Here is a 19,218-nt window from a genome sequence, read left to right on the forward strand (position 1 = left end):
TCTGTGAGGCGGGTGAAAATGATGACTCCATTGATTTCCAGCCTTTCGCAAGGCGTATTGCAGGGACTGACGGAGTATCTGCCGGTCAGCAGCTCCGCGCACTTGGCGATATTCCAGCATGTGACGGGGAACGGCGAAGCGGGGCTGGCTTTCGATCTGGTGCTGCATGTGGCTACGGTCTGTTCTACGCTGGTTTATTTTAGAAAAGACATTTTACGGATGCTTTTCGAATTCTTTCGTGGGTTCAGAATGCCGGTCGGACAGAAATCGGACGGATGGTATTTCGGCTGGGCAGTCATCTTCGGATCCATGCCGACGGCGATTATCGGTCTGTTGCTGAAGCCGTTCGTGGAGAGAATCGGCGTTTCGATGGCGGGCGTCGGCGGCGCGCTTTTGGTGACAAGCGCCTTGATGTCGATTCTTGCGGTCGTTCCTCCCGGCACGCGTAAAATTTGCGTTTCCATCGGCCTTATTGTCGGCATCGCTCAAGGAATCGCGGTGATCCCCGGCATCTCGCGCTCGGGAGCGACGTTGGTTGCGGGCATTCTGTGCGGCTTGAGCGCGGCGGAAGCGTTTCGCTTTTCGTTTTTGCTTTCTCTCCCGGCCATAACGGGCGCGGCAGTGCTCGAACTGCGCCATGCTGCCGGGGCGGGCGTATCCCTTCCCGAAGGCTGGCTTTGTGGCGCGCTGCTTGCCTTTGTGTCCGGATTGATAGCGTTGTATTTGCTCCATCGCACGATCCTCCGCGGGCGCTGGTGGATTTTCGCTCTGTACTGCGGAGCGCTGGGGCTTGTCGCGCTGATCTGGCTCTAATGCACATGAGAGATGTTCACGTGATCCTCGCGTCGGCAAGCCCCCGACGCAAGGAACTCCTTGAGAAAATCGGCCTGAACTTCGACATTATCCCTGCCGACGTCGCCGAAGAGAGAATTGCCGGCGAATCTCCCGCGCACTTGGTCATGAGGCTTTCCGAATTGAAAGGGCAGTCCCTTGCCGTGAAATATCCTCAGGCGTTAATCATCGCTTCCGACACGGTGGTGTCCCTGGATGCAAAGATTTACGGCAAGCCGCACGACGGCGCGGAAGCTTTTGTCATGCTTTCGTCTCTTGCGGGCAAGGAGCACACGGTGTACACCGGCCTGGCGCTGTTTTGGAAGAAACGTCGGCTCTCTCGGTACGATTGCACGAGGGTGCAGTTCAGAGAGCTGACGGCTTCGGTCATAAAAAGCTATGTTGCGACAGGCGAGCCTTTCGGCAAGGCTGGCGGCTATGCGATCCAGGGGTTGGGCGGTTTTTTCGCGCGGGCGATCCACGGAGATTACTCGACGGTCGTGGGGTTCCCGGTGTGTCTGTTCGGCTCTATGATGGAAGAGTTGGGGTTTCCTTTAAATCAACTCTGGGAGGTGTCTTCATGATGACGAAAACTAAAAATAACGCAAGAGTGTTCGTTTATTGTCTGTTCGCGGCATTGGCGCTTGCCATGCCATCTCTCATGTGGAGGTTGTTTCAAGAGCGTGCGAACCATTCCTCGCTGCTTGTGTTTGACTTGATGGAACTTCATTCCTTAAACGCGGAAGAGGGACAGAATAAATTTGCGGCGTTGATGGAGGCGGGAATCTCTGCGTTCATGGTGCCCGAATGCACGGCGGAAGATCTCGGCAAGGGGGCCGTCGATCGGGTAACGGCGGTTCCGGCAGCCGATGTGCCCGATTCGGTCCTCAAGAGTTTTTCTTATCCCTCGGGGACCGTCGTGATTCTTAAGGATCCGGCGTTGGCGGAACTGCAGCAAGAATATTTAAAGAGACGCTTCAAGAACGGAGAGAGCGTTGCTGACGGCCAGACCGTCTATTTCAGGATACCGCGTCCTTATGTGCAGATGGAAAAAGCGGGCGTCTTGCCCGATCTGCGTTCGATGCAGTACCTTTCGGCGGCCGGCGTGCCGTTGGTTTTCGCGCCGTCGCCCAGTATGGGCAGCTCGGGCGAAGAACTCGAAGAGAGCTTGACGTTTATCTGCGACAATTTCTCCAGCGTCAAAGTCCTCTGTCCCACTGGAGAAATTGCCGCAACCTACCCTTATACGGAACGACTGGGCAGCTTTGTCAAGGAACGCGGTTTGCTGATGGCGCAGGTAGAATTCTCGCGGCAGTACGGAGCGGCCGGGCAGGTCGCTGCCGCTTGGCCGAACGTCGTGTCGCTGCATGCCGTGGATCGCGAGGAAGTCTTGAAAAGGAATATCATTCGCCCCATTATGCTGAACCGTTTTTATCGCGCCGCGGAGGAGAGAGAAGTGCGTCTTCTGGTGCTCCGCGCGGATCCTTTGCGTGCCGTTGCGCCTCAGCTTGCCGAATATTGCGAGGACGTGAGGGCTCTGCGGGCGCGCCTCGACGAAAACGGCTTCAAGCGTCTGTGGCCGGCCCCTGCTCCGTCCAGCCCATGGATCAATTCTTTTTTTTCGGCGATCGCTCTGCAGATCCTGCTTTTGCTGCTGTTGGCGAGATATGTTGAGCGTTATTTCGACATTTCGCTCCTTTCTCGGAAACGGTTTTTGGGCGTTCTTGCGGCGACGGCCGTCGTCCTTGGCGTGTGCTCCTTGTACGCGGGAATTCTTTCTCGCCTTGGCGGAGCGTTTGCCGCCGGATTCTTGGCGGCGGAAGCTTCGCTGTTGGCCATGGAGCGCTGGAAGGTGCCCCTGCGCGGGGCGGCTGAAGGTTTTCTGCTCGTGCTTGTCGGCGGTCTCGTGATCGCCGGCCGTTTTTCCGTGCCTCTCTATATGTATCGCCTGAGCACGTTCAGCGGCGTCAAGCTGAGCTTGCTCCTTCCGCCGCTCCTCATTCTGCTGATCGACGTGCATAAGCGCGAACATCCCGAATCATTGGCCGAGATTTTCACGCGGCCGCCGCTTTGGGGCGAACTCGTGCTGGCGGGAACGCTGCTGCTGGCCGCCGCAGTGATGCTGCTGCGCAGCGGCAATTACGGGCTCGTCGGGACGTCCGAGATCATGTTCCGCGACTGGCTTGAAAAAATCCTCGGCGCCCGTCCCAGAACCAAGGAATTTCTCGTCGGCTATCCGGCCTTGGTCGTCTGGTACTATCTTAAACGTCAGGAAATGTGGGCTCATTGGCGGGAAATCCTTCGCCTGGCCGTGACGCTGGCTTTCTCTTCCGCGGTGAACAGCTTCTGCCATTTCCATACGCCCTTGTCTTTAACGTTGCTTCGGGGCTTCAACGGATGGTGGATCGGCCTGGTGCTGGGCAGCCTGGCCCTGGTTGTCGGCGTCCGTTTGGGGCGGCCGCTCTCCCGGCGGCTGCGCAGTCTCTTGTAAAATGACGCGCCGTTGGAAAGTTCTGCTCTGCGGCTACTACGGCATGGGAAATCTCGGCGACGAGCTGCTGGCGGCCGCGACCATTCAGCTTCTGAAGAACTGCGGCCTGGAGGAACGCGAGATCGCCATGCTGTCGGGGGAACCGAAAAAAAGCGCGGAACGGCATCGCGTTTATCCAATCGACCGCTGGTCCCGCCGAGATGTTGTCCGGGCTTTGAGGCACAGCGAGACTTTGCTGCTCGGCGGCGGCGGAATTTTTCAGGACAGTTCCAGTTTTCGCAGTCCGTGGTATTATTGGACGGTAGTTAGATTGGCCAAACTCTGCGGCTGCAAAACATGGGCGGTCGGCCAGTCCATCGGCCCGCTGTCGCGTCGGATCAATCGCCTTTTGGCCCAAGATGCCTTCCGAAGCTGCGAGATCGTTTCGGTCCGCGATCTTCACTCGCAGACTTTTCTCAACGGACATTGTCTTCTTTCGGACGATCTGGCCCTGGCGCTTCCTTTCAGGAACGAGAGCCGGCGCTCCGAATATTTCCTCGTAAATTTTCGCCGTCATGACGGGGAGCTGGAGTACGAAGCCGCGAGGGCTTACGCCCGTTCGTCTTTCGCCGGGAAACTGAAAACCGTCGGAGTCGCGATGGACAAGAACGATCTCCAGCTGATGCGGGAAATTCAGGAACGCGGCGTGTGCGGAGTCGACGAGCTTATATATCCCGACGCTGAACAGCTGTCGAAACTTTTCAGCGGCGCCGCGGGAGCGTTTGGCATGCGCCTTCACTTCGGCGTGCTCTCGTTGAAGGCGGAAGTCCCGTGCACGCTGATCCCGTACGATTCGAAAGTGTCCGATTTTGCCGAACGCTGGGGAGGAACTCTATGGAACGGCGGCGAGGTTCTCTTTCCTCGTCCGTGGCAAAAGCAGGCTGGGCTGGAAGCGGCCTGCGCGGCGATCCAATCCGACTTTGCCCTCTGCTTCGAAAGGGCAATGCGCTTGTGATTGTGGTATGATAATCAGCGGCGCTTGTGATTGGGAATGGCGACAGGAGGTGCATTGCTATGGAGATCCACATAAACGGACTGACGAAAATCTTTTCGCCGAACATCCAGGCCCTCAGCGATATCTATCTGGATATTTCGGAAGGAGAGTTCGTATACCTGATCGGCACTACTGGTTCCGGAAAAACGACGCTGATGCGGATGCTGACCCGGGAAGTGCTGCCGACAAGAGGGCAGGTCAGCCTTGACGGAATCGACTTGCGCCGACTTTCATCTTCCAGTTTGCCATACTTTCGCCGTGACATCGGCGTGGTGTTCCAAGATTACAAATTGCTGCCGAATCTGACGGCATGGGAGAACGTGGCCTTTGTTCTCGAAGTGTGCGGGGTGCCGCGCGCGGAAGCACGCGAAAGAACCGACGACGTTATCGATAAGGTCGGCCTGTGGAACCGCAGAGGACTTATGCCCGATCAGCTCTCCGGCGGCGAGCAGCAAAGAGTCGCCATCGCGCGGGCGATCGTCAATGCGCCGCGCCTCTTTTTGGCGGACGAACCGACCGGCAACCTGGACGTGCATACGGCGGAGTACGTGATGAAACTGCTACTGTCCATCCATGCCGCGGGAACCACCGTGATCGTGGCGACGCACGATCAGCACTTGGTCGATACGTATCGCCAGCGCGTGGTGGAACTGCACATGGGGCGCCTGGTTCGCGACGAGCGGGAAGGGAGGTACAGCATCAGTGGGGACTTATAGATATGTTGTGCGCGACACGCTCCGGCTGTTTTTTCGTCACTGGGGTTTGAGCCTTCTGACGCTGGTCACCGCCGCCTCGGTCTTTTTTCTGGTGGGGGCAAGCTCTCTTCTGGCGCTGAATATCCGCAAAATTGCCGTGAACATCCAGAGCGACTTGGTAATACAGGCTTATGCTTCCTCGGAGGAAGCGGTGCATCACATTATCGACGCTTTGAAGGATAACCGCGACATTGCGGAGCTGAAGTACATCTCCCCTCAGGAGGGGCTGGATCGTCTGCGCGCGAAAATGGGCGCCCAGTCGAAAGCGGTAACGCTGCTGGGGGACAATCCCCTGCCCTGGACAATTGAAATCAAGGTGAGGCAAGCCCTGCTGGTGACTTCGATCGTCAAGCAGCTTTCGGGGATGAGCGAGATCGACGACTTGATGTACTCCGGAGCGCTGGCCGAACGTCTGGTGAAACTGTCCTCGCTGATTTCCAAAATCGCTCTGACGGTTCTCGTGATCGCAATGCTTGTGAGCGGCTTGGTCTTCTATAACACGATTCGCATCAGCATTTATTCAAGGCGTCAGGAGATATCGGTGATGCTTCTTGTCGGCTCGACCCGCTCATACGTGGCGTCCCCGTTCGTCCTCAACGGAATGCTGCTGGGGCTGCTAGGCGCTGTGGCTGCTGTGATCCTGCTGCATTATGGACAGCTGCATGTCATGGGGACGATCGATGCGGTCCTTCCGTTTCTGCGTCAGCAGTTGCAGTGGAGAGAAATCGTTTTGCTTGACCAGGTCCTGCTTTGCGCAGGTGTGACGATGGGGTGGCTGTGCAGTTTTGTCGCTGTGCGCCATTACATAAAAAATGCGGCTGCCCCGCTTTAGGATTTGTGCCTTGCCGGGCTCGAAATACCGCTTGCGCCCAGGAAAATTTGCCTGGCTTTCCGTTTGTCTGGCGCTCGCTCTTGGCTCTCCGGCCTTGAGCGCGCCAAGCCTCGACGACAAGATCGCTCAGCAGAAAAAACAACTGGATCTGCTGAATAAACGCATTCAATACCATACCCGCGAGCTTGCCGAAGCGAAGGCAAAGGAGAAGGGATATCTGCGCGAACTGTCCGTGTTTGATCACCGCGTCCAGCAGTCCGAAGAGCAAATTGCCCTGCTTGATTTGCAGATCGAAAAGAACGAGCGGGAGCTCAAAGAGGTTGCCGAAAGCATTGAAGGGCACAATAAGCGCATCAGAACTTTGCAGGATATCCTTTCAAAACGGTGCGTCGCTATTTACAAATACGGCGGCGCGGCCGATCTGAACGTAATGCTCTCGGCGGCGGACTTGGCGGAGCTCAACAACCTGACGTATCTCATGAACCGCTTGAGCCGCCAGGACGAGAAAGACATTGAGGCTCTTGAAGCGGAAAGGTTGGCTCTGAAGAGCGACGAATTGAAGCTTCAACAGACGCGCGGGCAATTGGCGCAGCGCCATAAACAGCGCACGCGGGAACAGCAGGCCAATAAGCAGGCCGGAGCTCACCGCAGGGAACTTTTGGCTCGCGTAGAGAAAGATAAAAAAGCCCATGAGGCGGCGATGCGGGAAAGCGAGGAAGCCGAAAGGGCTCTGCAGAAAAAGATTGACGAGTACCTTAAGAAAAAGGCCCTTGCCGCTCAACAGGGGAACAATAAAGGCGGCCGTATTCCCGCTTATGAAGGCAACGGCAAGTTCGATTGGCCGGTTCCAGACAGAAAGGTGACAAGCCGTTTTGGGTTGCGGGTTCATCCCCGGTTCAAAACGAAACGTCAGCATACGGGCATTGATATTGCCTCATCCCTGGGGACGCCGATCAAGACGGCCGGAGCGGGAGAAGTTATCTTCGCCGGCTGGATGAGAGGATATGGTCAGGTTGTCATCATCGATCATGGCGGCGGTTACGCCACTGTTTACGCTCATATGAGCAAGATTCAGGTCGATGAAGGGGACACCGTGAAGAGAGGGGCCACGATCGGCAGAGTCGGCATGACCGGCGTAGCGACCGGGCCGCATCTCCATTTCGAAGTGCGCGTCAATGGAGAGGCCCGCAATCCGTTGAAATATTTGTAGTGGAAGGAGTAGAAGAGCCCTTTCGGGGAACTCATGAAAATACTGAAAAAATATCGCGATGTGGCGCTGGGGATCGTGATCGGCGCGGTCCTCATGACTCTTATCCCCGTGGTGTACGCCAGCAAGGGGGAATTGTCGCAGGTCGCTCCTTTCTCGACTGATTCGCTGTGGCTCCTGAAACAGGCGCGCGTCATCGTCGAGGCGTATCAGGTCGACGCGGCAAGCAACGACATTGATGAGAGTGAAATGGTCCATGGAGCCATGCGCGGAATGCTGGGCGCGTGGAAGGATCCTTATACGCGTTTTCTCGATCCTCAGCAGTTGGAAGACGAGAAAACTTCCTTGGAAGGATCCTTTGGCGGTTTGGGGATCAACATCGCCAGCCGCGACGGGAAAATTCTCGTTATAAATCCTATTGAAGGCACGCCCGCCGATAAGGCCGGGCTGCGTCCCATGGACGAAATTGTCAGAGTGAACGACGATATCGTCATCGGCTGGGATCTCGACAAGGTTGTTAAACTGCTTCGCGGCGATCCCGGCACGGAAGTCTCCGTGGGGATCCGTCGCGCCGATACGGCCAGGCTGATCGACTTCAAGATCGTGCGGGACACGATCAAGATCGAGACGGTGCACGCCGAAATCCTCAGCGACGATGTCGGTTACATTCGCCTGCGCCAGTTCATCAAGACCAGCGCGCCGGATGTCGGCAAGGCCGTCATCGATCTCAAAAACAAAAAGGCGAAGGGATTGATTCTCGATCTCAGAAACAATGGCGGCGGTCTGCTCGACTCAGCTCGCGATATCTGCGACCTGTTTATCGACGGAGGACTTGTCGTTTCGACAAAGGGGCGCGTTGATTCCGCGAACGAAGAGTTCTATGCGCATGAAGGCGTCCTGACTCAATTGCCCCTGGTCGTGCTGATCAACGAGGGCAGCGCCAGCGCCTCGGAAATCGTCTCCGGCGCTTTGCGCGACCGCAACGGTACGTTGCTGATCGGCGCCAAGAGTTTTGGCAAGGGATCCGTCCAGGTCCTTTTCAATCTTTCCGATGGTTCGGGAATGTTCGTGACGACGGCTCGCTATTTCACTCCGAAAGGCGTTCGCATTGATCATGTCGGGCTTTCTCCCGATATTTACGTGAAGTCTCTGTGGAGCGACGAAGATCGCGACAAGGCAGATTCAAGCCAGGGAGACAAAGGCGAGGCGGAAGGAACGGGAACGTCGAATGGGAAAACGAAAAACGGGCCGGCAGAAGAAAAGTCCACAAAAGACGCCAGGTCCCGCGATCCCCAACTCGACAAAGCGAAAGAGACGCTCTTGAGACTGATCGCGGGAGAAAAACCGGAAACGCTGAGGGATCCCGTCCCTGAGCTCGTATCTTCCGATGTTTCCGTCATTTCCGCAGATCAGGCCAGCGATGACGCTGCCGTGAAGGGCGAAAGCGGCGATAAGAGCTTGAATCCCGACAAGAAATCCGTTCCTGGCAAATGAAGAATCCCTTCTGGGTTCTGGCGGCGGTGATTCCTTTTGCGGTTGTCTGCGTTGTGACAAACATGATGCATAATGGAGAGAAAGTACGACGTCGGGAAGCAAGAAAAGCAGAGGACATGATCGTCCTGCCGAAGGAGAACAGGCTGTGGCGTCCATGGGCGTTCCCTTCTCTGGAAAAAACGCTGTCCGCGACGACGAAACCGATTCTCGGGGCGGCGTCCTGGCTGGTGCGGCTCCGCTCGACGGCGCTGCCGAAGGAAGGGCATCCCTCCGCAGCTTCGCGGCCTCGACTGGCTCTTGTCATCGACGACTTCGGCTATAATTACAGCATGGCCGAGCGTATCGCCCATTTGAAACTGTGCGCGACGTGGGCGATTATTCCCGGTACGCCGCACAGCTTCAAGATCGCTGAGTATGCAGCCGAACAGCGGCAGCCCTTTTTGCTGCATGTGCCGATGCAAGCGATGGGAGATCCGAACGGCGGACGCAATTATGTTATTGGAATTGACGTGCCGGAAAAGAAAATGGCCGAATACCTTGCGTCACTGCGGAAAGATTTTCCGCAGGCGATCGGCATTAACAATCACAGAGGTTCAAAGGCGACTTCCGACGCGCCGACAATGCGCCGATTTATGAAGGCGCTGTCGGTGACCGGGTGGGGTTTTCTGGACAGCCGTACCAGCGGCAAGACGATTGCTAAAAAAGTCGCTCTGGAATATCGTATCCCGGTCGCTCAAAATAAAGTTTTTATTGACGGAACGACAGATTTGTCCACAATGAAGGCACAATTCAATGCTGCGCTTCGACTGGCGAGAAAACATGGCAACGCTGTCGCGATTTGCCATGCGCGCGAGAAAACGCTGCCTTTTCTGGTCTACCTGAGCACACTTGACCTGAAACCGGTGGAGCTGGTGACTGTGGACGAGATCTGGAATTCGCAGCAGTCTGTGAAGGAGGAAAAACAATGAAGGGCAAGATCGAGGCGCTTATCGGCGCTCAGTGGGGAGACGAAGGAAAGGGACGCGTTGTCGATTCCATCGGCTCGAGAGTCGATGTTTTCGCCCGTTATCAGGGCGGCGCGAACGCGGGCCATACCGTGTACGTCGACGGAGAGAAATACGTGTTTCGCCTTTTGCCTTCGGGAATGCTTTACCCCGGCAAAACCTGCGTGATCGGCAACGGCGTCGTCATCGACCCCGAGCAGCTGCTGAAAGAATTGAGCGAACTGCGTGCCAGAGGGAAAGACCGCGCGTGTCTGCGCGTCAGCGGCGCCGCTCACGTGGTGATGCCGTATCACAAGCTTTTCGATCAGCTCCAGGAGGAATCCCGCGACAGCGAACACAAGATCGGCACGACCGGACGCGGCATCGGCCCCTGTTATGCCGATAAATACACGCGCATTGGCATCCGCGTGGAAGATCTTTTGGACGAACATGTCCTGCGCGAAAAACTCGGCGTCGCTTTGGCCGAAAAAAATCGGATCCTTACCGGCGTGTACGGCAGAGAGCCGTTGGCTCTCGGCCCCATTTATGAGCAGGCGTTCCAATGGGGCAAGGAGCTCTCGCCTTATGTGGCGGACGTCTCGCTTGAGGTCTTCAACGCGCTCGAGAACGGACAGACGGTGTTATGCGAAGGCGCGCAGGGCACGCTGCTCGACGTCGACCACGGAACGTATCCCATGGTGACAAGTTCCAATCCCGTTTCCTCGGGCGGCTGCATCGGTCTGGGAGTCGGCGTGAAGTACGTGGACCGCGTCATCGGCGTGGCCAAAGCTTACCTGACCCGCGTCGGTTCCGGCCCGTTCCCGACGGAAGATTTCGGCCCCGACGGCGAGGAAATCCGCCGCAAGGGCGGCGAATTCGGCGCCGTGACCGGACGTCCGCGCCGCTGCGGCTGGCTCGATCTCGTCGCGCTCCGTTACGCGGCGCGGGTGAACGGCTTCACCTGTCTGGCTCTGACCAAGCTCGATATCCTGACCGGCTTCAAAGAGCTCAAAGTCTGCAATTCGTACAAAGTCGGCGACAAAATCGTCGCGGATTTCCCCTCCGCCATCGCCAAACTGGCTCAAGTCGAGCCCGTGTATTATTCGCTGCCCGGCTGGAGCGAAGACATTTCGGCGGCGCGCGCCTTCGAGGATCTGCCGGAAAACGCCCGCGACTATGTGCGGCACATCGAGCAGGTCATCGGCATCCCCGTCGTTCTGATCGGCGTCGGCCCCGATCGCGAGCAGCTCGTGCTGCGCGGATTGTAGAAGACTCGTAAAAACGAAAATGGGATGAGGAAACGAATTCTCGTTTCCTCATCCCATTTTCGTTTTTACGAAGATCAGCGCAGCGCTTCTTCGGGAGCCATGGGCACGTCGGCGAAGACTTGGGCGTCGCGGCGAGACGCGCGCACTTTGGCCGCTTTTTCGTCTGCGTACGACTGCAGCTTTTCAGCGACGACGCCGTCATGGACGGCAACGATGCGCGCGGCCAGCAGCGCGGCGTTGGCGGCGCCGTTGATGCCTACGGAAGCTACGGGCACCCCGGGCGGCATCATCGCCGTGGAGAGCAGCGCGTCCATGCCAAGCAGCGTGCCCGACTCGACGGGGACTCCGATCACGGGCAGCGTCGTCTGCGCGGCGACGGCGCCGGGAAGGGCCGCGGAAAGGCCGGCTACGGCGATGATCGCTTCCAAGCCGCGGGCTCGCGCGTTTTGAGCGTAATGCGCCGCGTCTTCCGGCGTGCGGTGAGCCGAAGCGACGGTGACCTCGAAAGGAATGCCGAGCTCGCGCAGCGTGGCGCCGATTTTTTTGGCGTGGGGGGCGTCGCTGGCGGAGCCGAGGATGATGCCGATTTTGGGCTGGTTCATAAACGTTCTCCTTTTAAACGGACTTTTTCTCGAAGACCTGATGGCCGATGTCGTTTCGGTATTGCATGCCCTGGAAGCGGATTTTGCCGACGGCTTCGTAGGCGCGCTCCCTGGCCTGCTGCAGCGTTTCGCCGGTCGCCGTGACGCAGAGCACGCGGCCGCCGGTCGCCATGATTTTGCCGTCCTGCGCGGACGTTCCCGCATGGAAGACGGTCACGCCCGCGACGGCGCCGGCGGCGTCAAGGCCGTGGATTTCCGCCGCAGCGGATGCGGCGGCGGGGTAACCGGCGGAAGCGAGGATCACGCAGAGGGCGTTTTTCTTTTCCTTGCGCCACGGGAAGGACGCCAGCTCGCCTTGGGCGACGCGCCAGCACAGATCGACCCAGTCGCCTTCGAACAGCGGCAGGAGCACTTCCGTCTCGGGGTCGCCGAGGCGCACGTTGTACTCCAGCACTTTGGGCGTGCCGTCCGGGGCGATCATCAGGCCGACGTACAGAACGCCGCGGTAGTCGAGCTTTTCTTTCCCGAGCGCGGCGACGGACGGTTCGATGATCTCGCGGCGGACGCGGTCCATCAGCTCTCCCGTGACCCACGGCGCGGGCGCGTAGGCGCCCATGCCGCCGGTGTTGGGGCCGCGGTCGCCGTCGAGAAGGCGCTTGTGGTCCTGGCTGGTGCTGAGCAGGCGATACGTCGTGCCGTCGGTGACGACCATCAGCGAAAGTTCGCGCCCGGGCAGCGCTTCTTCGATGACCAGCGTTTCGCCGGCGGCGCCGAGCTTCTTGCTGACGAGCATCTGCCGGGCCGCTTCGCGCGCGCCGTCGAGCGTGGGCTCGACGAAAACGCCCTTGCCGGCGGCCAGCCCCGAGGCCTTGACGATATAAGGGCTGGAAAAATGGGAGAGGGCTTCTTCCGCTTCGTCCATCGTGCGGCACACGTAAAAGTCCGCGGTGGGAATGCGATGGCGCGCCATGAAATTTTTGGAGAACTCCTTGCTGGCTTCGAGCTGCGCGCCCGCGCCGGACGGGCCGAACACGGCCACGCCGCGGGCGCGCAGCGCGTCGGCGACGCCGGCGGCGAGCGGTCCTTCCGGACCGACGATGGCCAGATCGATCTGACGATCCTGGCAGAACGCGGCCAGCGCTGCGCCGTCCGTGACGCTCAGCGCATGGCACTCCGCCTCCTGGGCGATGCCGGGATTGCCGGGGACGGCGTAAAGCTTTCCGCAGCGGGGCGAGCGGGCGCAGGCTGACACGAGCGCGTGCTCGCGCCCCCCCCCGCCGATGACGAGGACGTTCAATTTCTTGTCCATGGTTTAGTGGCGGAAGGTGCGGTGTCCGCTGATAAACATGGACACGCCGAGTTCCTGAGCGCGCGCGGCGACTTCTTCGTCGCGCACTGAGCCGCCCGGCTGGATGATGGCGGCGATCCCGGCTGCGGCCGCTTTTTCGACGCCGTCGGGGAACGGGAAGAAGGCGTCCGAAGCCATCACCGCGCCTTGGCCCCTTTCGCCGGCCTGGCGCGCCGCGAATTCGACGGCGAAGACGCGGCTGCAGAAGCCCATGCCGATGCCGACGGCTTCGCCGTCTTTGACCATGGCGACGGCGTTGCTCTTCGACACGGCGGCGACTTTCCAGGCCAAGACGAGATCGTCCCAGAGATCGGGACGGGGCGCGCCGATCCAGTGGCCTTTTTTCTGATCGGGCAGAGGCGCGAGTTCGTCATCCTGCATCAGCAGCCCGCACCAGGTCGAAACCATCTGCTTGTCGAAGACGCGTCCGCCTTTCCACGTCATGACGCGCAGATTTTTGCGCTTCTCGGTCAGGAGCTTCAGCGCCGCGTCGTCGATGGAGGGGCACAGCAGCACCTCGGTGAAGTGTTTGGAAATGGCTCCGGCCGTTTCGAGGTCGATGTGGCGGGTGACGCCGACGACGCCGCCGAACGCCGACAGCGAATCGCAGGCGAAGGCGCGGTCGTAGGCTTCGGCGACCGTTTTCCCGATCGCCATGCCGCACGGCGTTGTGTGTTTGATGACGACGGCGCCAACGTCGCTTTGCAGCATGGCGGTGGCGCGCATGGCCGCGTCGAGGTCGAGCAGATTGTTGTAGGAGAGTTCCTTGCCGGCCAGCTGCGTCACGGGCGAGTCGGCCAGCGGCGGAAGGTAAACGCCGGCCCGCTGGTGGGGATTTTCGCCGTAGCGCAGTTCCTGCGTGCGCACGAGCGACAGCGTCACGGAATCCTCGCCGGGTTTTTCGCCCAGCTCGCGGCGCAGTCCGTCGCCGATGGTCGCGTCGTAGCGGGCGGTGGCGTCGAAAGCGCGAAGCGCCAGGCGGCGGCGCGTTTCCAGCGTCACGTCGCCCTCGGCCTTGAGCTCTTCGAGAACGGGAGCGTAATCGGCCGGATCGGTCATGACCGCCACGTAGCGGTAGTTCTTGGCGGCCGCGCGGATCAGCGCCACGCCGCCGATGTCGATGTTTTCGATCAGCGCGTCGAGAACGGCGCCGGAGCGGGCCGTCTTTTCGAACGGATAGAGATTGACCGCTACCATGTCGATGCCGGCGATGCCGTGATCCTGCATGTCCTTGACGTCCGCCTCGAGGTCGCGGCGGGCCAGGATGCCGCCGAAAACGAGCGGATGAAGCGTCTTCACGCGGCCGCCGAGGATGTGGGGGAATTTTGTCAGATCGGAGACTTCGACGACGGGAACGCCCGCGTCGCGGAACATCTTTGCCGTGCCGGAGCTCGACAAAATCTCCCAGCCAAGTGCAACGAGAGTTTGGCCGAGTTCGAGAGCTCCCGACTTGTCGGCCACCGAGATAAGCGCTCTGCGTTTCATGTACAGACCTCCTATGAAATCCGCTTGATGTAGTCTTTCAACGCCTGCCAGTAGAGCTGATGCTCCACGGCGTGGATTTTGGCCTCGAAAGTCTCGATCGTGTCTTCGCTTTCGCGGGCCACTTCTCGCTGCGCCAGGATCGGGCCGTGATCCATCTTGTCGTCGACGAGGTGGACCGTGACGCCGCTGACCGGCTCGCCGCTTTTCCAGAAGTCCTCGATGCCGTGCGCGCCGGGAAATTTCGGCAGCAGCGCCGGATGGATGTTGAGGATGCGCCCTTCATGGCGGCCGACGAACTCGCCCGTCAACAGGCGCATGAAACCGGCCAGAACGAGCAGGTCGATCCCGCGCTCCTGCCAGAGTTTTTCGACGGCCGCTTCGCCGGCGGCGCGTCCGTCTTTATAGGGCAGCACGGCCGTGGGAATGCCGCGCTGGCGGGCAAGGCGCAGCCCCGCCGCGGAAGCGTTGTCGCTGGCCACGAAAAGCACCTGCACGTCGGCTTTTTCCGCGGCGATGTGATCGACGATGGCTTCCATGTTCGTGCCGCGGCCGGAGACGAGAATGCCGATTTTGCAGGTCATGCCCTGACGACGCGCCCGACGCGGCGCGGTTTTTCGCCGAGCGATTCGAGGACCGAGACGACCTCGGCCTCGTCTTCGGGCGAGACGATGAAGACGTAGCCGATGCCGAGGTTGAAGACACGGCGCATCTCCTCTTCGGAAACGCCCTTGGAGGCGATCAGATCGAAAACGGCCGGGCGCGGCCAGTCGTAGCTCAGCTTGCAGACGCAGGGAGCGGGGACGACGCGGTTGATGTTGTCTTCGAGGCCGCTGCCGGTGATGTGCGCCATGGCCTTGACCTTGCCCGTCTTCGCCGCCGCGATGGCCTGGGGAACGTAGAGGCGCGTCGGCTTCATCAGCGTCTGTCCCAGCGTTTCGCCCGCGACGGGACCTTCTTCGTCCAGACCGTGGGCGATCTCCTCCGCCAGCGCCGAGCGGACCAGCGTGTAGCCGTTGCTGTGGACGCCGGAACTGTGCAGTCCGATGATGACGTCGCCCTCTTTGACCTTGGAGCCGTCGATGATTTCCGATTCTTTGAGCGTGCCGACGGCAAACCCCGCCAGGTCGAAGCTCTCTTTGCCGTAAACTCCGGGCATTTCGGCGGTTTCGCCGCCGAGCAATACGCAGCCGCAATACTCGCAGGCCTCGACGACCGACGTGACCACGGCGGACATCATCTCTTCGTTCAGCGCGCCGCAGGCGATGTAATCCAGAAAGAAGAGCGGCACGGCGCCGCCGGTGACCAGATCGTTGACGTTCATGGCCACGAGGTCCTGTCCGAGACCGTCGTAGATCCCCGCAGCGCGGGCGATCTCGACTTTTGTCCCCACGCCGTCGCAGCAGCCGGCGATCAGCCGGTCCCCGTCGAGGCGCATCAGTCCGCTGAAGCCTCCGATGCCGCCGACGACTCGCGGGTCGGACTTGCGGCGTTTCATAATGCCCTTGATCGTTTCAACCCAATGGTCGCCGCCCTTGATGTCGACGCCGGCCTTTTCGTACGTCAGATTGCCCATGGTCTTCTGTCCTCCAATTGATCAAAGCCAGATATTTCGATTGCAGACGGTTCAGGCGTGCCCGTCAGCCCAAACTTCGGCGCGGCGCGAAAAAACACCGCGGTCGCGCGAGCTGCTGCCGGTGAAAGGATGCGGCTCGCGCTGGAAATTTCAAAGATTTCTGAACGCCTTGTTCAGCGCTTCGACGCTGCGGAGGCATTTTCCGCCGACGGCGAGGCATGGACCGCCGACAACGCCGATCTCCTCGAGAGGCACGTCCTTCCAGCAGCGGCGGAACTTTTCGACCTTTACGGCTGGCACGGCGTAGACCGCCGCGGTGGCGCCTTCTCCGAAGAGGTCGGCAGCGCTGTAATCCTTGTCTTTCAGATCGACGCCGACGCCGCTCTCGATCGCCTCTTTGGCGAGGGCGATGAGCAGGCCGCCGCCGGCGATCGGGCGGGCGCTGTCTGCCGCCTGAGCTTTCGCCGTGGCCAGCGCGGCGGCGGCGAAAGCCCTTTCGCGCTCGGGCACGAAGGGAACGGGACGTCCGGCGAAATCGCGCGCGTAACGACGCTGATAAACGCTCGCCGCCAAAGTCCCTTCGTTCCAGCCGGCCAGGAAAAGAATGTCGCCCTCTTTCCACCGGCCGCACTTCATCACCGCCGGCGCTTCGACGATGCCGACCACGCCGAGCAGCGGCGTCGGCAGGATCGCCGTGGCGGACGTTTCGTTATAGAGGCTGACGTTGCCGGATACGACCGGACAGTCGAGCTCGCGGCAGGCGGAAGCCATGCCTTCGACGCTGCGAGAGAGCACCCAGAAGTGCTGCGGATTTTCCGGCGAAGGGAAGTTGAGGCAGTTGGTCAAACCGCCGGGAACGGCGCCGGCGACGGCGAGCGCGCGGCAGGAACGGGCCACCAGATTGGCGGTCGCCCGCTCGGGATCGAGCTCGCAGCCCCAGGGATCGGCTTCCATGCTGACGGCGCACAGCCGTCCCGAGTCGGCGATGCGGAACACGCTGACCGGCGATCCCGGGCCGACGACGGTGTTCGTCTGCACCATCGAGTCGTACTGGACGTAAATGTCTTCCTTGCAGTGCAGGTTGGAATCGCTCAGCAGATCGAGAAGGGCCTGTCCCGGGCCGGGCGCGTCGAACTTGAGCTCTTTGTTCCAGCGGGCTTCCAAGTCCGGGCGCTGCTGCGGCCAGTCGATGGTGGGGCAGTCGCTGCCGATCGTCGTGGCGGGAATGTCGGCGACGATCCCGCCTTTCCAGTAAATGCGGTAGTGGTCGCCCTCTTCGGTGCGGCCGATTTCCGTGGCGTCGAGCCCCCACTTCTCGGCGATCGCGTAAATTTCGGGCATTTTCGCGTCCTCGACGATCAGCAGCATGCGCTCCTGGGATTCCGACAGGGCTATTTCCCACGGCTCCATGCCTTCCGCCCGCAGCGGCACCTTGTCGAAGTCGATCGTCATGCCGACGCCGCTTTTGGCGGCCACTTCCGACGAGGAAGAAAGGATCCCGGCCGCGCCCATGTCCTGCATCGACACGAACAGCCCGGCGTCGCGCATCTCCAGGCACGCTTCGGTGAGCAGTTTTTCGACGAAGGGATCGCCGATCTGGATCGACGGACGGCTCTCCTTGGCGTTGTCTTTCAGTTCCGCGGAGGCGAACGCTGCGCCGGCGATGCCGTCGCGCCCGGTCTTGGAGCCGAGGATGACGACGGCCTGGCCGGGCTTGGCCGTCTGCGAGCTGACGATCTTGTCGAGGCGCACCGTGCCGATGTTCATGGCGTTGACGAGGGGGTTGCCCTCGTAGGTGGGATCGTAACAGGTCTTGCCGCCGATGGTGGGAACGCCGATACAGTTGCCGTAGCCGCCGACGCCCTTGACGACGCCGTCGTGGACCGGCGACTGCTCGGAGCCGAAGAACAGTCCGTCAAGCGAGGCGACCGGCCGCGCGCCCAGCGCGATGATGTCGCGGATGATGCCGCCCACGCCGGTCGCCGCGCCCTGGTAGGGGGCGACCGCCGAAGGATGGTTGTGGCTCTCGACCTTGAAGGCGATGCCGACGCCTGCGCCGCCGTCGATGACGCCGGCGTTCTCCCCCGGACCGAGAACGACGTACCGGCCTTCCTTGGGCAGTTTTTTGAGCAGCGGACGCGTGGACTTGTAGCTGCAGTGTTCCGACCACATCACGCCCATGATGCGCAGTTCGAGCTCGTTGGGTTCGCGCCCCAGCGTTTTCTTTAGAGAAAGATATTCGGACTCGCGGAGTCCTGCTTCTTTGTAATTCATCAGCGAAGGCCTCCTTCAAGCCAGCTTTTTACGGAACTCCAGAATCCGGCGCCGTCGTTTCCGCCCAGCAACGGATCGCTGTAGCGTTCGGGATGCGGCATCAGCCCCAGCACGTTGCCGCGGTCGTTGACGATGCCGGCGATATTGTTCAGCGCGCCGTTGGGATTGCTTTCCGGGGTGATATTGCCCCGCGCGTCGCAGTAGCGGAAGGCGACGCGCCCTTCGCCTTCCAGGAGTTTCAGACCTTCGGCGTCGATGTAATAGCGTCCCTCGTTGTGGGCGATCGGGATTGTGAGGACCTCGTTCTTCTTGTAACGAAGAGTGAAGGGCAGATCGTCGCGCTCCACGCGGATAGTCATGGGCTTGCAGACGAAATGCATGCAGTCGTTGGCCAAAAGCGCGCCGGGAAGCAGACGGCTTTCGGTCAGCACCTGAAAGCCGTTGCAGATGCCGAGAACGAGGCCGCCTTTGGCGGCGTGTTCCTTGACCGCGTTCATGATCGCCGAATTCGCGGCCATGGCGCCGCAGCGCAGATAGTCGCCGTATGAAAAACCGCCGGGGAGAATGACCAGATCGGTACGATCGGGAAGAGCTGTTTCCTTGTGCCAGACGGTGACGGCCGTCGCTCCTGCGACCGAAGCCGCGGCCTTGACGGCGTCCTGGTCGCAGTTGCTGCCGGGAAAGACGACGACGGCGGTTTTCATGCGCGGGCCGCCTCTGATTCGATCGTGAATTCTTCGATAATATCGTTGACAAGCAGATCGTCGCACATCTTCTCAACCTGCGCGGCGGCTTCGGCCTCGGAAGCGGCGTCGACGTCGAGATGGATGTACTTGCCGACGCGCAGATTTTTCAGGCAGCCGTATCCCATGCCTTTGAGAGACGCCGCGACCGTTTTGCCCTGAGTGTCGAGCACGCCTTCCTTGAGAAAAACAAGCAGACGGATTCCGTAAGTCATCGGTTCATACCTCTTTCTGGAAATTGCATTCCAAATAATTTTCTTTTTCGGGTTCAAAAAAATCCGCGGACCTGAACGCGAAAT

General features: G+C 60.2%; 18 protein-coding genes. 10 read left to right on the top strand and 8 right to left on the bottom strand.

Translation table 11 applies throughout. The annotated features are described in order from the left end of the window. The first annotated feature begins 18 nt into the window (after positions 1 to 18). From FYJ74_RS08555 to FYJ74_RS08600, 10 genes are read left to right on the top strand one after another with little or no spacing between them, the layout of a single operon-like run. Positions 19 to 813 carry an undecaprenyl-diphosphate phosphatase gene (locus FYJ74_RS08555; RefSeq protein ID WP_229769432.1) on the top strand — a complete coding sequence of 265 codons (795 nt, stop codon included), beginning with the start codon at positions 19 to 21 and terminating at the stop codon, positions 811 to 813. Positions 814 to 833: 20 nt separating this feature from the next. Beyond that, positions 834 to 1,415 (top strand): Maf family protein, encoded by a 582-nt coding sequence (locus tag FYJ74_RS08560; RefSeq protein WP_195838873.1) that lies wholly within the window; start codon positions 834 to 836, stop codon positions 1,413 to 1,415. Continuing rightward, positions 1,412 to 3,322: a DUF5693 family protein gene (locus FYJ74_RS08565; RefSeq protein ID WP_154529167.1), complete on the top strand. Its 1,911-nt coding sequence runs from the start codon at positions 1,412 to 1,414 to the stop codon at positions 3,320 to 3,322. The genes FYJ74_RS08560 and FYJ74_RS08565 overlap by 4 nt, the downstream gene beginning before the upstream one ends. A gap of 1 nt (position 3,323) precedes the next feature. Further along, positions 3,324 to 4,316 carry a polysaccharide pyruvyl transferase CsaB gene (csaB, locus tag FYJ74_RS08570; protein ID WP_154529168.1) on the top strand — a complete coding sequence of 331 codons (993 nt, stop codon included), beginning with the start codon at positions 3,324 to 3,326 and terminating at the stop codon, positions 4,314 to 4,316. A gap of 59 nt (positions 4,317 to 4,375) precedes the next feature. Beyond that, positions 4,376 to 5,071: a cell division ATP-binding protein FtsE gene (locus tag FYJ74_RS08575; protein WP_154529169.1), complete on the top strand. Its 696-nt coding sequence runs from the start codon at positions 4,376 to 4,378 to the stop codon at positions 5,069 to 5,071. Further along, entirely contained in the window at positions 5,058 to 5,942 is an 885-nt protein-coding gene (locus FYJ74_RS08580; protein WP_326830914.1) for a cell division protein FtsX, read from the top strand. The genes FYJ74_RS08575 and FYJ74_RS08580 overlap by 14 nt, the downstream gene beginning before the upstream one ends. Further along, positions 5,923 to 7,152 carry a murein hydrolase activator EnvC family protein gene (locus FYJ74_RS08585; RefSeq protein WP_154529170.1) on the top strand — a complete coding sequence of 410 codons (1,230 nt, stop codon included), beginning with the start codon at positions 5,923 to 5,925 and terminating at the stop codon, positions 7,150 to 7,152. Before FYJ74_RS08580 ends, FYJ74_RS08585 begins: the two co-directional genes overlap by 20 nt. Before the next feature lie 33 nt (positions 7,153 to 7,185). Beyond that, positions 7,186 to 8,643 carry a S41 family peptidase gene (locus tag FYJ74_RS08590; RefSeq protein WP_154529171.1) on the top strand — a complete coding sequence of 486 codons (1,458 nt, stop codon included), beginning with the start codon at positions 7,186 to 7,188 and terminating at the stop codon, positions 8,641 to 8,643. Further along, positions 8,640 to 9,611, top strand: coding sequence for a divergent polysaccharide deacetylase family protein (locus FYJ74_RS08595; protein ID WP_154529172.1), 972 nt, complete (start codon positions 8,640 to 8,642; stop codon positions 9,609 to 9,611). Before FYJ74_RS08590 ends, FYJ74_RS08595 begins: the two co-directional genes overlap by 4 nt. Continuing rightward, positions 9,608 to 10,894: an adenylosuccinate synthase gene (locus FYJ74_RS08600; RefSeq protein WP_154529173.1), complete on the top strand. Its 1,287-nt coding sequence runs from the start codon at positions 9,608 to 9,610 to the stop codon at positions 10,892 to 10,894. Before FYJ74_RS08595 ends, FYJ74_RS08600 begins: the two co-directional genes overlap by 4 nt. Positions 10,895 to 10,968: 74 nt before the next feature. On the opposite strand, the gene purE is transcribed toward FYJ74_RS08600, so the two are convergent. The 8 genes from purE to purS form a co-directional block, all read right to left on the bottom strand. After that, the gene (gene purE, locus FYJ74_RS08605) at positions 10,969 to 11,496 is read right to left on the bottom strand and encodes a 5-(carboxyamino)imidazole ribonucleotide mutase (protein ID WP_154529174.1); all 528 of its coding nucleotides are present in this window, start codon (positions 11,494 to 11,496) and stop codon (positions 10,969 to 10,971) included. Between the two features lie 13 nt (positions 11,497 to 11,509). Further along, positions 11,510 to 12,805, bottom strand: a complete 1,296-nt coding sequence (purD, locus tag FYJ74_RS08610) for a phosphoribosylamine--glycine ligase (protein WP_154529175.1) — start codon at positions 12,803 to 12,805, stop codon at positions 11,510 to 11,512. 3 nt (positions 12,806 to 12,808) lie between these two features. Then, the gene (purH, locus tag FYJ74_RS08615) at positions 12,809 to 14,329 is read right to left on the bottom strand and encodes a bifunctional phosphoribosylaminoimidazolecarboxamide formyltransferase/IMP cyclohydrolase (protein WP_154529176.1); all 1,521 of its coding nucleotides are present in this window, start codon (positions 14,327 to 14,329) and stop codon (positions 12,809 to 12,811) included. A gap of 11 nt (positions 14,330 to 14,340) precedes the next feature. Next, positions 14,341 to 14,910 (bottom strand): phosphoribosylglycinamide formyltransferase, encoded by a 570-nt coding sequence (gene purN, locus FYJ74_RS08620; RefSeq protein ID WP_154529177.1) that lies wholly within the window; start codon positions 14,908 to 14,910, stop codon positions 14,341 to 14,343. Continuing rightward, the gene (purM, locus tag FYJ74_RS08625; RefSeq protein ID WP_154529178.1) at positions 14,907 to 15,902 is read right to left on the bottom strand and encodes a phosphoribosylformylglycinamidine cyclo-ligase; all 996 of its coding nucleotides are present in this window, start codon (positions 15,900 to 15,902) and stop codon (positions 14,907 to 14,909) included. Before purM ends, purN begins: the two co-directional genes overlap by 4 nt. Positions 15,903 to 16,052: 150 nt before the next feature. Further along, positions 16,053 to 18,176 (bottom strand): phosphoribosylformylglycinamidine synthase subunit PurL, encoded by a 2,124-nt coding sequence (gene purL / locus FYJ74_RS08630; RefSeq protein ID WP_154529179.1) that lies wholly within the window; start codon positions 18,174 to 18,176, stop codon positions 16,053 to 16,055. Then, positions 18,176 to 18,880, bottom strand: a complete 705-nt coding sequence (gene purQ, locus FYJ74_RS08635; protein WP_154529180.1) for a phosphoribosylformylglycinamidine synthase subunit PurQ — start codon at positions 18,878 to 18,880, stop codon at positions 18,176 to 18,178. The genes purL and purQ overlap by 1 nt, the downstream gene beginning before the upstream one ends. Further along, a complete protein-coding gene (gene purS / locus FYJ74_RS08640; protein WP_154529181.1) occupies positions 18,877 to 19,134 on the bottom strand; it encodes a phosphoribosylformylglycinamidine synthase subunit PurS in 258 nt (85 codons plus the stop codon). The genes purQ and purS overlap by 4 nt, the downstream gene beginning before the upstream one ends. Positions 19,135 to 19,218 lie beyond the last annotated feature (84 nt).

Source organism: Pyramidobacter porci, assembly GCF_009695745.1.
In the GTDB taxonomy this organism is placed as follows: domain Bacteria; phylum Synergistota; class Synergistia; order Synergistales; family Dethiosulfovibrionaceae; genus Pyramidobacter; species Pyramidobacter porci.